Source organism: Aeromonas sp. Y318-1, from assembly GCF_027706125.1.
Lineage (GTDB): Bacteria > Pseudomonadota > Gammaproteobacteria > Enterobacterales > Aeromonadaceae > Aeromonas > Aeromonas hydrophila.
The window spans coordinates 129,290-142,583 of sequence record NZ_JAPDCM010000001.1 but is presented as its reverse complement, the minus strand read 5'-3'; the positions used below and the strand labels follow the sequence as shown (position 1 = coordinate 142,583).

Below are 13,294 nucleotides of genomic sequence, written 5' to 3'. Positions count from 1 at the left end.
TCCGCCTTTTATAGCTTATTCCTCCACTTTCTTTTGTCCGCGGGTCTGAACTTCCTGGGTCAACAGAGCAATCAGCTCTTCAACAGGATAAGTGCCCAGGTCAGCCCCTTTACGAGTACGCACTGCAATCTTGCCGGCTTCTACTTCTTTATCGCCGCAGACCAGCATGAAGGGTACTCGCTTCAAAGTATGCTCGCGGATTTTAAAGCCAATCTTCTCATTTCTCAAGTCCGCTTTTGCGCGAAGGCCCGCATCATTCAATGCTTTGGCTACTTTCACTGCATAATCGGCCTGATTGTCGGTGATATTCATGACCACGGCTTGGGTCGGTGCCAGCCAGGTCGGGAACAGTCCGGCGTACTCTTCGGTCAGGATCCCGATGAAACGCTCCAGCGAACCCAGAATGGCGCGGTGGATCATCACGGGAACATGACGTTCGTTGTCTTCACCCACGTAGGTGGCGCCCAGACGGCCCGGCAGGGCAAAATCGAGCTGCACGGTACCACATTGCCACGCACGATCAAGGCAATCGTGCAGGGTAAATTCGATCTTGGGACCGTAGAAGGCCCCCTCACCCGGCTGCAGATCGTACTTCAGGCCGTTCAGTACCAGGGCTTCGGCCAGCGCGGCCTCGGCGCGATCCCAAGCTTCATCGGAGCCGATACGCTGTTCCGGACGAGTGGAGAGCTTGACCACGATGTTCTCGAAGCCGAAGGTGCCATAGACGTCGTAGACCATGCGGATACAGGCCGACACCTCTTCCATGATCTGCTCTTCGGTACAGAAGATGTGCGCGTCATCCTGGGTGAAACCACGTACCCGCATCAGGCCGTGCAGGGAGCCTGACGGCTCGTTGCGGTGGCAGGAGCCGAACTCGGCCATGCGCAGCGGCAGATCGCGGTAGGATTTCAGACCCTGGTTGAAGATCTGCACGTGACCCGGGCAGTTCATCGGCTTGATGGCGTACTCGCGGTTCTCGGACTGGGTGGTGAACATGGCCTGGGCGTATTTCTCCCAGTGACCCGAACGCTCCCACAGCACGCGATCCATCATGAAGGGGCCTTTCACCTCCTGATAGTCGTACTCTTTGAGCTTGCCGCGGATGAAAGTTTCCAGCTCACGGAAGATGGTCCAGCCATCGTTGTGCCAGAACACCATGCCAGGCGCTTCTTCCTGCATGTGATACAGGTCGAGCTGCTTGCCGATCTTGCGGTGGTCGCGCTTGGCGGCCTCTTCCAGGCGCTGCAGGTAAGACTTGAGCTGCTTCTTGTCGGCCCAGGCGGTGCCGTAGATGCGCTGCAGCATCTTGTTGTTGGAGTCGCCGCGCCAGTAGGCGCCGGACATCTTCTGCAACTTGAAGTGATGGCAGTGACGCATGTTGGGCACGTGCGGGCCGCGACACATGTCGATGTACTCTTCGTGATGGTACAGACCGGGCTGGTCATCACGGGCAATGTTCTGATCCAGGATCTCGACCTTGTAGGTCTCGCCACGGGCTTCAAACACGTCGCGTGCTTCCTGCCAGGAGACCTTCTTCTTGATGACGTCGTAATCCTTGGCGGCCAGCGCCAGCATGCGCTCTTCCAGCGCAGCCAGATCTTCGTCGGTCAGGGTGCGGTCGAGATCGATGTCGTAGTAGAAACCGTTGTCGATGACGGGACCGATGGCCATCTTGGTCTGAGGCCAGAGTTGCTTGATGGCATGACCCAACAGGTGTGCACAGGAGTGGCGCAGGATGTCCAGACCTTCTTCGTCTTTGGCGGTGATGATGGCCAGGGAGGAATCGGCTTCGATCAGCTCGCAGGCATCCACCAGTTCACCGTTTACCCGACCGGCAATGCACGCCTTGGCGAGACCGGGACCGATGTCCGCGGCCACATCCATGACGGAAACGGCGTGGGCAAATTGACGTTGGCTGCCATCAGGCAGAGTAATGATTGGCATTGTGTGTTTCCTTATACAGTGGTGCCCCCTACCAAAGGGCACATGCGGGATGGAAAGATTCATTCAAAAATGGGTGATGTTCTGGCTCTCCACAGCACTTTGCGAAGGCGCCCCGCGACGCAAACAACCCGTTCAACGTCGCAAGACAAACCAAAAACCGGACCATGCTACCAGAAGTAGGCGGGGCTGTATCGGGTTTGCTGAGATTTTCTACAGTCAGATGAAGTGCTTGGCAACTATTCCCCCAGCAAGGGCTGCCAGTTGAAATCGAATGTGGAACTCCCCTCCTGCGCCAGTTCCAGCTCCTGCAGCACCTTGAGCGCCAGCTGATTGCCCTGCTTGGCGGCCTGATAGAGCCACTCCTTGGCACGGGGCAGATCGACCCGCCCACTGACCCCCATCAGATGCAGCACCCCTACCTTCAACATGGCGGGCACATCGCCGTTCTTGGCCGCCAGCTCCATCCAGTGAAACGCCTCGCGCAGATCCCGCTTCACCCCGGCCCCCCGCAGGTAGACCTCCCCGAGCCGGTATTGGCCGAAGGCATCCCCCGCCTGCGCCGCCTGACGATAGAGCGTGATGGCCCGGCTGATATCCTGCTCGCTCCCCTGCCCCACTTCATGGCTCCAGCCCATCAGCGCCTGGGCCCGTGGCTGGCCCTGCTCGGCCAGCGGCGACCAGATCCGGGTCGCCTCATCAAAGTGACCGGTGCGCCAGGCGCGATTGGCCGAGGCCAGCTCCTGCTCGGTAGAGAGCGGGATCAGGCGCCAGATAACCAGCGCAATGACAGCGATGAAGAGCCAGCGGGAGGTGATGGGTGCCATGATGATTTCCGTGATCCAGTTCGCATTTCGTCTATGTAAACGAAATGTAGCGCCGCGATCAAGCAAGAGATCCCTTTGGCATGCTTTTTATGACCGGCTGAGTCGGCAGGGCTTGCATTCGGCAATGGGGGCCAGCATGATAACTGTATATATAAACAGTACTGGTGCAATGCGATGGCAGGTCGAGGCAGTTCCCACAATGTTGATCACCGCTTCAGCGGCCAGCGGGTCGATGCGGTCGACGATGGCTGGTCCCAACCCGAGTGGGAAGCGGCATTTGCCACCAGCGATCCCCGCACCGAGGTGACGGAGATCAGCGCCCGCAGCATCATCAGTTACAACAGCTCCCCCGACGTCCCTTTCAGCCGATCCATCAACCCCTATCAGGGCTGTGAGCACGGTTGCATTTATTGTTATGCCAGACCGAGCCACGCCTATCTCGAGCTCTCCCCCGGCCTCGACTTCGAGACCCGCTTGTTCGCCAAGCTCAATGCCGCCGAGCTGCTGCGCCGGGAGTTTGCCAGACCCGCCTATCAGCCGCAGACCATTGTGCTGGGAGCCAATACCGACCCCTATCAGCCCATCGAGCATCGCTATCGCCTCACCCGCCAGCTGCTCGAGGTGATGCTGGCCCACCGCCATCCGGTCGGGATCATCACCAAGAGCGCCATGATATTGCGCGACCTCGATCTGCTGACGGAGCTGGCCCGGGAGGGGCTCTGCCAGGTGATGGTGTCGGTCACCACCTTGAATGAGACATTGCGGCGACAGCTGGAGCCAAGAGCCAGCACGGGGGCCGGCCGGCTCAAGGTGGTGGAGAAACTGGCCAGGGCCGGCGTGCCGGTCGGTGTGCTGGCGGCCCCCATGATCCCACGGCTCAACGAGCCTGAGCTCGAGCAGATCATCAAAGGCGCAGCCGAGGCCGGAGCCCATTGCGCCGACTATATCCTGCTGCGACTGCCCCACGAGCTGGCACCGCTGTTCAGTGACTGGCTGGAGCAACACTATCCCGGCCAGAAGGAGGCAATCCTCAACCAGCTGCGGGCCAGCCGGGACGGCGCCCTCAACAGTCCCGCCTTCGGCAGCCGGATGCGGGGAGAAGGCCAGTTTGCCGATCTGCTGGCCCAGCGCTTTCGGTTGATCGCCAAGCGGCTCGGGCTCGGCAAGCGCCACTTTCAGCTGCGCCAGGATGCCTTCATCCGCCCTGGCGAGCAGTTGCGGCTGTTCTAAGCGCCCGTCAAGCCCGCCACGGACAAGGTCTCAGCCCCTTGGTCGCGACGCACTGACCTTGCTACGGTGGGCAATCAACTCGGCGGGCAAACGGGCTGGCTCATGTGCCACTTCAGGTTCATGTTCGCCTGTGCGCATATCCATCTCTGCCTCGCCCCATACCCGGCTCCACCAGATCTCCCACATTACCCAGCTGGTCATGACATGCTCCTGGCAGGTGTTACCTGCGTCTATGGTGGTTTATCTCCAACGGGAGCAGCATGGCTGGCCGCCATGACAGAGCGATGACATTCACATGAAGGAGCCGTGTCGAGGCCATGCGCCCATGAAGGCAGCTCTGGAAGGCGAGTAGTGCCCGTTCTTCCTGCCATGACAGGCAAGGCTTGACAGAGGAAAAAGGAAGAGAAGGAAGAGAAGGAAGAGAAGGAAGGAGGATAACGGGGGACGCCAGCGACAAGCGAGCCAATGAAAAGAGCGGCCATGAGGCCGCTCTTTGGCATCGAGTAAAGAGGAGCGATTATTCGTCGCCCGCTTCACCTGCATCGACAGCACCGGTGTCCGCTGCGGTATCGGTGCCTTCAGACACCTCCCCTTCAACGGCCAGCACTTCGTTTTCGTCTTCGTCGCTCTCGGCAACCCGCTGCAGACCGACCACGGTCTCGTCTTCACCGGTACGGATCAGACGCACACCACCGGTGTTGCGGCCGATGACGCTCACCTCGGACACCCGGGTACGTACCAGGGTACCGCCGTTGGTGATCAGCATGATCTGGTCGGTATCTTCGACCTGGATCGCATCGATCACCTTGCCGTTGCGCTCGTCCACCTTGATGGAGATGACGCCCTGGGTACCACGGCTCTTGGTCGGGTACTCGTCCAGCGCGGTACGCTTGCCGTAACCGTTCTCGGTGGCGGTGAGGATGGCCCCGTCGCCACGCGGCACGATGAGGGACACCACCTTGTCACCGGCGCCCAGCTTGATGCCGCGCACACCGGCAGCGGTACGACCCATGGGACGTACGCCCTTGAAGGTACCCTTGCTTTCGGTGCCTTCGCCGTTGTCGCTGCCATCATCGTCGTTGCCGGCGTCGTCGTCGGTGTCGACTTCGTCAGTGGCATCGGCATCAGCGCGACCGCTGCCTTCCGCGAAGCGAACCACCTTGCCCGCATCGGAGAACAGCATGATCTCGTTGCTGCCATCGGTGATGTCCACCCCGATCAGCTCATCACCCTCTTTGAGGTTGATGGCGCGGATGCCGGAGGAGAGCGGACGGCTGAAGTCGGACAGGCTGGTCTTCTTCACGGTACCGTTGGCGGTGGCGAAGAACACATACTTGTCGGCGTCATATTCCTTGACCGGCAGGATGGCGGTGATGCGCTCACCCTCATCCAGCGGCAGCAGGTTGATGATCGGACGACCGCGGGCGCCACGGGACGCCTCCGGCAGCTGATACACCTTGAGCCAGTAGACCTTGCCACGGGTGGAGAAGCACAGAATGGTGTCGTGGGTGTTGGCCACCAGCAGACGCTCCACAAAGTCCTCTTCCTTGATCCGGGTGGCCGACTTGCCACGACCACCGCGGCGCTGGGCCTCGTAGTCGGAGAGCGGCTGATACTTCACGTAACCCTGGTGAGACAAGGTCACGACCACGTCTTCCGGGGTGATCAGATCTTCGATGTTGATCTCGGCACTGGACATGCTGATCTCGGTACGACGCTCGTCGCCGTACTGCTCGCGCACGGCCAGCAGTTCGTCACGGATCACTTCCATCAACCGCACCGGGCTCGCCAGGATGAACAGCAGCTCGGCGATGAGATCCAGCAGAGATTGGTACTCTTCCAGGATCTTCTCGTGCTCGAGGCCGGTCAGCTTGTGCAGACGCAAGTCAAGGATGGCCTGGGCCTGCTGCTCGGTCAGGTAGTAGTGGCCTTCGCGGATGCCGAACTCGGGTTCCAGCCACTCGGGGCGGGCCGCGTCGTCACCGGCTTTCTCCAGCATGGAGGCCACGTTGCCGAGCTCCCAGCCACGGGCAACCAGGCCCGCTTTCGCGTCGGCCGGGGTCGCGCTGTGGCGAATGAGCTCGATGACCGGGTCGATGTTGGCCAGCGCCACCGCCAAGCCTTCCAGGATGTGAGCCCGATCCCGCGCCTTGCGCAGTTCGAACACGGTCCGGCGGGTCACCACTTCACGGCGGTGCAGCAGGAACGCATCCAGGATCTCTTTGAGGTTCATCACCTTGGGCTGGTTGTTATCAAGCGCCACCATGTTGATGCCGAACGTGGTCTGCATCTGGGTGTGTTTGTAGAGATTGTTCAGCACAATCTCGCCGGACTCGCCGCGCTTGATCTCGATAACGATGCGCATGCCGTCTTTGTCAGACTCATCGCGCAGGGCACTGATGCCCTCGATCTTCTTCTCTTTGACCAGCTCGGCGATCTTCTCGATCAGCCGCGCCTTGTTCACCTGATAGGGGATCTCGTGAACGATGATGGTCTCGCGACTGGTCTTCTCGTCCACCTCCACTTCGGCCTTGGCACGCACATAGACGGAGCCACGACCGGTACGGTACGCCTGCACGATGCCGGAACGACCGTTGATGATGCCACCGGTGGGGAAATCCGGGCCGGTGATGTAGGTCATCAGCTCGTCGATGGTGAGGTCGCCGTTCTCGATCAACGCCAGACAGCCGTTGACTATCTCGGTGAGGTTGTGAGGCGGAATGTTGGTCGCCATGCCCACCGCAATACCGGAGGAGCCGTTGACCAGCAGGTTGGGAACCTTGGTGGGCATGACAGCCGGGATCATCTCGGTGCCGTCATAGTTCGGCACCCAGTCCACGGTCTCTTTGTCCAGATCGGCCAGCAGCTCGTGGGAGATGCGGGCCATCCGCACTTCGGTGTAACGCATGGCGGCGGCGCTGTCGCCGTCGACCGAACCGAAGTTGCCCTGACCATCGACCAGCATGTAACGCATGGAGAAATCCTGCGCCATGCGAACGATGGTGTCATACACGGCAATGTCGCCGTGCGGGTGATATTTACCGATTACGTCACCGACCACACGGGCCGATTTTTTATAGGGCTTGTTCCAGTCGTTCCCCAGCTCGTTCATTGCATACAGAACGCGGCGGTGAACCGGTTTCAAGCCATCACGCACATCCGGCAGAGCTCGTCCTACGATCACGCTCATGGCGTAATCAAGATAGGAACTCTTGAGCTCTTCTTCGATGTTGACCGGCGTGATCTCTCTGGCCAGATCGCTCATAGAAAGCCTTAATCCCTAATTAGTTGTTCTTTGGCTTAAACAGCGCGACATGGTAACACACTGAGCCAAATACCTTAAGCCACAAATCCGGTAACAAGTCGGGCTGGTGTGACAAAGTCCGTCCGTTATAATGCCCGCCAGGACAACAGATTGCGCGCGCCCCACCCAGCCTGCGCGCCCTTGCCACAGGATCATCAAAAAATGCACAGTGATGCCAATGTCGATCTGACAGAAATTGCCAAATTCGAAGCCATCGCCTCCCGCTGGTGGGACATGGAGGGAGAGTTCAAGCCGCTGCACCAGATAAACCCGGTGCGCCTTGACTGGATCACCGACAAAAGCGGCGGCCTGTTTGGCAAGCGCATCCTCGACATCGGCTGCGGCGGCGGCATTCTCGCCGAGAGCATGGCCCGCCGGGGTGCCAAGGTCACCGGCATCGACATGGGCAAGGAGCCCCTCGGGGTCGCCCGCCTCCATGCCCTCGAAGCAGGCGTGGAGCTCGAGTATCGCCAGATCACCGCCGAGGCTCACGCCGATGAGGCCCCCGGCCAGTACGACGTGGTCACCTGCATGGAGATGCTGGAGCACGTGCCGGATCCCGCCTCCGTGCTGCGCGCCATCGCCACCCTGGTACGCCCGGGCGGCAAGGTGTTCGTCTCCACCATCAATCGCAACCCGAAAGCCTATCTGATGATGATCCTCGGCGCCGAGTACCTGATGAAGATGGTGCCCAAGGGTACCCACGACCACAAGAAGTTCATCACCCCCGCCGAACTGTGTCGCATGGGTGAGGCGGCAGGTCTGCTGGTACGGGACATGAGCGGGGTGCACTACGCGCCGCTCTCCAACAGCTTCAAGCTCGGTCGCAACGTCGACGTCAACTACATGGTGGCGTTCGAGCGCCCGGAGCAAGGCTGATGACGACTCACTCCGCTGCCCCCCTTGGCTGCGTGCTGTTCGATCTGGACGGCACCCTGCTCGACACCGCGCCGGACTTGGGCGCCGCCGTCAACCACGTGCTGATAAGCGAAGGCTTTGCCCCCCTCTCTGACGACATCATCCGTCAGACCACCTCCCACGGGGCGCTCGGGCTGCTCAGGGCCGGCCTTGGCGACGAGCTGCTGGAAGAGCTGGGCGCCACCCGCCTTCGCACCGCCCTGCTCGATTACTACGCCGCTAACCTCTGCGTTGGCACCCGTCCCTATGAAGGGATGGTGGATCTCATCGAGTGGCTCGACGAGAAGCAGCTGCCCTGGGGCATCGTCACCAACAAGCCGGGCTTTCTCACCGAGCCGCTGCTGGCGGCCCTGCCGGCGCTGGCCAGTTGCGGTGTCACCGTCAGCGCCGACACCCTGCCGGTGCGCAAGCCCGACCCCGCCCCCATGTACTTTGCCTGCGACCAGCTTGGCGTCGAAGCGAGCCACTGCCTTTATGTGGGAGATCACGTGCGCGACATCGAGGCCGGCCGCAACGCCGGCATGCGCACCGCCGTCGCCGGCTGGGGTTATCTCAATGACGACGAGGATCCGGCCCAGTGGGGGGCCGACCTGCACTTTGACACCGTGCAGGCCCTGCACCACTGGCTGCGCTACGAGCTGGGCTGAGATTGCCACCCCGTGCCGGGCACCTCTGGTACAGGAAGCAGGCAACAGAGATGGATAACAAAGGCAGCTTTGCCGCCAAAGGGTGGTCAGATGAGCACTGTTGACTGATCGCGGCAGAGCCTTGCCAGTACCGACGGGGGATCCCTGGCGATCCCCCGTTTTGGCGGTTTGACAAGCAGGCAAGCGGCGAGATCGGACACCTTTTGACCCTTGCTGCACAAGGGATAATCAGGCTGAATTTGCTAGTAAAAACACCCCCTTTTCGCAAGCAAAAAAAGTTATTTAAATTTTCCATGTTCGATCATCAGACTTGCATTTACCGGATCGGACGGATGAAAACCCACTCGCTGTGAGCGTCCACTAACACAGAGCGGAACACCCACAATTTATCCACAGCTAATCCCTTATCCACAGATTGCAAAGCCGGGCCGACCTCACTATCTTGTAGCTCGAAATCAAAATAACACTATATCTTGTGATTCATCGCACAATAGGTCCCCACCTCCCACGCCTCTCACAGGTCTGGAGGCGAACGCCGTGCGATGGTTTTTCGGGAATCAACTAAAGGTCATCAGCCAATGAACTTGTTTGTGACGAAGCGTAACGGCCACAAAGAACCCATCGATCTGGATAAAATTCACCGCGTGCTCGACTGGGCTGCCGAGGGTCTCGACAACGTGTCGGTCTCCCAGGTGGAACTCAAGTCCCACATCCAGTTCTATGACGGCATCCGTACCGCCGATATCCACGAAACCGTCATCAAGGCCGCTGCTGACCTGATCTCCGAGCAAAGCCCGGACTACCAGTACATGGCCGCCCGCCTGGCCATCTTCCACCTGCGCAAGAAGGCCTACGGCCAGTTCGAGCCGCCCCACCTCTATCAGCACGTCGCCAAGCTGGTGGACATGGGCAAGTACGACAAGCACCTGCTGGAAGACTACAACCAGGCCGAATTCGAGGAGCTGAACCAGCACCTGGATCACTGGCGTGACATGGACTTCTCCTACGCGGCGGTCAAGCAGCTGGAAGGCAAGTACCTGGTGCAGAACCGCGTCACCGGCGAAATCTATGAGAGCCCGCAGTTCCTCTACATCCTGGTAGCGGCCTGCCTCTTCTCCAAGTATCCGAAAGATACCCGTCTGGACTACATCAAGCGCTTCTATGATGCGGTCTCGACCTTCAAGATCTCGCTGCCGACCCCGATCATGAGCGGCGTGCGCACCCCGACCCGTCAGTTCAGCTCCTGCGTGCTGATCGAGTGCGACGACAGCCTGGATTCCATCAATGCCACCGCCAGCGCCATCGTGCGTTACGTCTCCCAGCGCGCCGGCATCGGCATCAACGCCGGCCGCATCCGTGGTCTGGGCAGCCCGATCCGTGGCGGCGAAGCGTTCCACACCGGTTGCATCCCCTTCTACAAGTACTTCCAGACTGCCGTGAAGTGCTGCTCCCAGGGCGGTGTGCGCGGCGGGGCGGCCACCCTGTTCTACCCGCTGTGGCACACCGAAGTGGAGAGCCTGCTGGTACTGAAGAACAACCGCGGCGTGGAAGAGAACCGGGTCCGTCACATGGACTACGGCGTGCAGATCAACAAGCTGATGTATCAGCGCCTGATCAAGGGCGGCGACATCACATTGTTCTCCCCGTCCGATGCACCTGGCCTGTACGATGCCTTCTTCGCGGATCAGGACAAGTTCGAAGCGCTCTACGTCAAGTACGAGCAGGATCCGAGCATTCGCAAGAAGACCCTCAAGGCGGTCGATCTCTTCTCCCTGATGATGCAGGAGCGCGCCGGTACCGGTCGCATCTACATCCAGAACGTGGACCACTGCAACACCCACAGCCCATTTGATCCGAGCGTGGCGCCGGTGCGCCAGTCCAACCTCTGCCTCGAGATTGCGCTGCCCACCAAGCCGCTCAACAACGTGGATGACGAAGAGGGCGAGATCGCGCTCTGCACCCTGTCCGCCTTCAACCTGGGTGCCATCGAGAAGCTGGAAGATCTGGAAGAGATGGCGGATCTCGCCGTGCGCGCCCTGGATGCCCTGCTCGACTATCAGGACTACCCGCTCAAGGCCGCGATGAAGGGCAGCATGAACCGCCGTACCCTGGGGATCGGTGTCATCAACTACGCCTACTACCTGGCGAAGAACGGTGCCCGCTACTCCGACGGTTCCGGTCTGGCGCTGACCCACCGCACCTTCGAGGCGATCCAGTACTATCTGTTGAAGGCCTCCGTGCAGCTGGCCCGCGAGTTCGGCCCCTGCCCCGCCTTCAACGAGACCACCTATGCCCAGGGGATCCTGCCCATCGATACCTATAAAAAGGATCTGGACAACCTGTGCAACGAGCCGCTGCACCTGGACTGGGAAGCCTTGCGCGAGGAGATCCGCACCGTGGGTCTGCGCAACTCCACCCTGACCGCCCTGATGCCGAGCGAGACCTCCAGCCAGATCTCCAACGCCACCAACGGCATCGAGCCGCCGCGCGGCCTGGTGTCGGTCAAAGCCTCCAAGGACGGCATCCTCAAGCAGGTGGTGCCCGAGTATGACCGCCTGAAGGATCAATACGAACTGCTCTGGAAGCAACCGAGCGTCGATGGTTACCTGCAGCTGGTCGGTATCATGCAGAAGTTTGTGGATCAGGCGATCTCCGCCAACACCAACTATGATCCCGCCCGTTTCGAAGGCAACAAGGTACCGATGAAGCAGCTGCTGAAGGACTTGCTGACCGCCTACAAATACGGCCTCAAGACCCTCTACTATCACAACACCCGTGATGGTGCGGACGATGCCCAAACCGATCTGCAAGATGACGGTTGTGCCGGCGGCGCCTGCAAGATCTGATGAACCGGGCGGGAGCATGAAGCTCCCGCCCTCCTGTTTCCCCTTATTCAAGACATTCAAATCACCATGGCCTATTCAACGTTCTGCCAGACCCAAAACGACCAGCTCAAGGAGCCGATGTTTTTCGGCCAATCGGTCAACGTGGCCCGTTATGACCAGCAAAAACACGAAGTGTTCGAACGGCTGATCGAAAAGCAGCTCTCCTTCTTCTGGCGCCCGGAAGAGGTGGACGTCTCCCACGACCGCATCGACTTCCAGGCCCTGCCGCCCCACGAGCAGCACATCTTCATCTCCAACCTGAAGTACCAGACCCTGCTGGATTCCATCCAGGGTCGCAGCCCCAACGTGGCGCTGCTGCCGCTGGTCTCCATTCCGGAGCTGGAAACCTGGATCGAGACCTGGGCCTTCTCGGAGACCATCCACTCTCGCTCCTACACCCACATCATCCGCAACATCGTCAACACCCCCGCCCAGGTGTTCGACGACATCGTCACCAACGAGCAGATCCTCAAACGCGCCGGCTCCATCAGCCACTTCTACGACGATCTGATCGAGGCGACCGCGCTCTACAACCTGCACGGTGAAGGTACCCACCGGGTGGCAGGTCGTGACGTGACCATCACCTTGCGCGAGCTGAAAAAGAAACTCTATCTGTGCCTGATGAGCGTCAACGCGCTGGAAGCGATCCGCTTCTACGTCAGCTTCGCCTGCTCCTTCGCCTTCGCCGAGCGCGAGCTGATGGAGGGCAACGCCAAGATCATCAAGATGATCGCCCGCGACGAAGCGCTGCACCTGACCGGGACCCAGCACATGCTGAACCTGATGCGCAGCGGCCAGGACGACCCCGAGATGGCCGAAATTGCCGCCGAGTGCGAGCAGGCCTGCTTCGAGCTGTTCAAGGAAGCCGCCATTCAGGAGAAGGAGTGGGCCGAGTACCTGTTCCAGGACGGTTCCATGATCGGCCTGAACAAGGACATCCTCTGCCAGTACGTGGAGTACATCACCAACCTGCGCATGAATGCGGTCGGTCTGCAGCCAGCCTTTGCCGGGGCCAAGCAGAACCCTATCCCCTGGATCAACACCTGGCTGTCGTCCGACAACGTGCAGGTCGCCCCGCAGGAAGTGGAAGTGAGCTCCTACCTGGTAGGTCAGATCGACAGCGAAGTGAATGCCGAAGACCTGGGTGATTTCGAGCTGTGAGTGACGCCACCGGCACGCTGACCCCTGCCCCGCACGCGGCCCCCGCCCAGAGCGACGCAGGCTCGCCACGGGTGCATACCCAGGATGGCGTGCTACACGCCCATCCCGGCGAGAGTGTGCTGGAAACCCTGGAGCGCCACGGTCATCACGTGGAGTTCCAGTGCCGCAGCGGCTATTGCGGCGCCTGCCGCACCCCGCTGCTGGCAGGCAAGGTGCACTATGCCGCCGTGCCGCTCGCCTTTGTCTCAGAGGGTGAATGCCTGCCCTGCTGCTGCAAACCGGTGGGCGCCATCCGGCTGGACATCAAGAAGCGCTGAGCCCCCTCAGGTTCGCGTCAGTAAACAAAAAGCCGCCGGATTGCTCCGGCGGCTTTTTTACGTC

9 protein-coding genes are annotated in these 13,294 nt (G+C 60.4%); 6 read left to right on the top strand and 3 right to left on the bottom strand.

The window, feature by feature from the left end:
• Positions 1-15 precede the first annotated feature (15 nt).
• Both thrS and OKB87_RS00615 read right to left on the bottom strand, forming a co-directional pair.
• Positions 16-1,944: a threonine--tRNA ligase gene (gene thrS / locus OKB87_RS00620; protein ID WP_017410126.1), complete on the bottom strand. Its 1,929-nt coding sequence runs from the start codon at positions 1,942-1,944 to the stop codon at positions 16-18.
• Between the two features lie 236 nt (positions 1,945-2,180).
• Complete coding sequence (locus OKB87_RS00615) at positions 2,181-2,768, bottom strand: tetratricopeptide repeat protein (protein WP_026080375.1); 588 nt, start codon at positions 2,766-2,768, stop codon at positions 2,181-2,183.
• A 174-nt stretch (positions 2,769-2,942) separates the two neighbouring features.
• Here OKB87_RS00615 and OKB87_RS00610 point away from each other — a divergent pair, with 174 nt between their 5' ends.
• On the top strand, positions 2,943-3,998 hold the full coding sequence (locus tag OKB87_RS00610) for a PA0069 family radical SAM protein (protein WP_270826127.1): 1,056 nt from the start codon (positions 2,943-2,945) through the stop codon (positions 3,996-3,998).
• A 517-nt stretch (positions 3,999-4,515) separates the two neighbouring features.
• On the opposite strand, the gene gyrA is transcribed toward OKB87_RS00610, so the two are convergent.
• Entirely contained in the window at positions 4,516-7,263 is a 2,748-nt protein-coding gene (gyrA, locus tag OKB87_RS00605) for a DNA topoisomerase (ATP-hydrolyzing) subunit A (RefSeq protein WP_029300958.1), read from the bottom strand.
• 201 nt (positions 7,264-7,464) lie between these two features.
• On the opposite strand from gyrA, the gene ubiG reads away from it, so the two are divergent.
• The 5 genes from ubiG to yfaE all read left to right on the top strand — a co-directional run bounded on the left by ubiG (position 7,465) and on the right by yfaE (position 13,230).
• Positions 7,465-8,181 (top strand): bifunctional 2-polyprenyl-6-hydroxyphenol methylase/3-demethylubiquinol 3-O-methyltransferase UbiG, encoded by a 717-nt coding sequence (ubiG, locus tag OKB87_RS00600; RefSeq protein WP_016350657.1) that lies wholly within the window; start codon positions 7,465-7,467, stop codon positions 8,179-8,181.
• Positions 8,181-8,867, top strand: a complete 687-nt coding sequence (locus OKB87_RS00595) for an HAD family hydrolase (protein WP_011706174.1) — start codon at positions 8,181-8,183, stop codon at positions 8,865-8,867. Before ubiG ends, OKB87_RS00595 begins: the two co-directional genes overlap by 1 nt.
• A gap of 578 nt (positions 8,868-9,445) precedes the next feature.
• A complete protein-coding gene (gene nrdA, locus OKB87_RS00590; protein WP_244088399.1) occupies positions 9,446-11,713 on the top strand; it encodes a class 1a ribonucleoside-diphosphate reductase subunit alpha in 2,268 nt (755 codons plus the stop codon).
• Between the two features lie 66 nt (positions 11,714-11,779).
• Complete coding sequence (gene nrdB / locus OKB87_RS00585) at positions 11,780-12,913, top strand: class Ia ribonucleoside-diphosphate reductase subunit beta (protein WP_011706176.1); 1,134 nt, start codon at positions 11,780-11,782, stop codon at positions 12,911-12,913.
• Complete coding sequence (gene yfaE / locus OKB87_RS00580; protein ID WP_029300960.1) at positions 12,910-13,230, top strand: class I ribonucleotide reductase maintenance protein YfaE; 321 nt, start codon at positions 12,910-12,912, stop codon at positions 13,228-13,230. The genes nrdB and yfaE overlap by 4 nt, the downstream gene beginning before the upstream one ends.
• Positions 13,231-13,294: the final 64 nt, after the last annotated feature.

Bases quoted from the DNA above. Each gene is read 5' to 3' on its own strand.
- thrS (WP_017410126.1), bottom strand. From the start codon at position 1,944: ATGCCAATCATTACTCTGCCTGATGGCAGCCAACGTCAATTTGCCCAC.
- OKB87_RS00615 (WP_026080375.1), bottom strand. From the start codon at position 2,768: ATGGCACCCATCACCTCCCGCTGGCTCTTCATCGCTGTCATTGCGCTG.
- OKB87_RS00610 (WP_270826127.1), top strand. From the start codon at position 2,943: ATGGCAGGTCGAGGCAGTTCCCACAATGTTGATCACCGCTTCAGCGGC.
- gyrA (WP_029300958.1), bottom strand. From the start codon at position 7,263: ATGAGCGATCTGGCCAGAGAGATCACGCCGGTCAACATCGAAGAAGAG.
- ubiG (WP_016350657.1), top strand. From the start codon at position 7,465: ATGCACAGTGATGCCAATGTCGATCTGACAGAAATTGCCAAATTCGAA.
- OKB87_RS00595 (WP_011706174.1), top strand. From the start codon at position 8,181: ATGACGACTCACTCCGCTGCCCCCCTTGGCTGCGTGCTGTTCGATCTG.
- nrdA (WP_244088399.1), top strand. From the start codon at position 9,446: ATGAACTTGTTTGTGACGAAGCGTAACGGCCACAAAGAACCCATCGAT.
- nrdB (WP_011706176.1), top strand. From the start codon at position 11,780: ATGGCCTATTCAACGTTCTGCCAGACCCAAAACGACCAGCTCAAGGAG.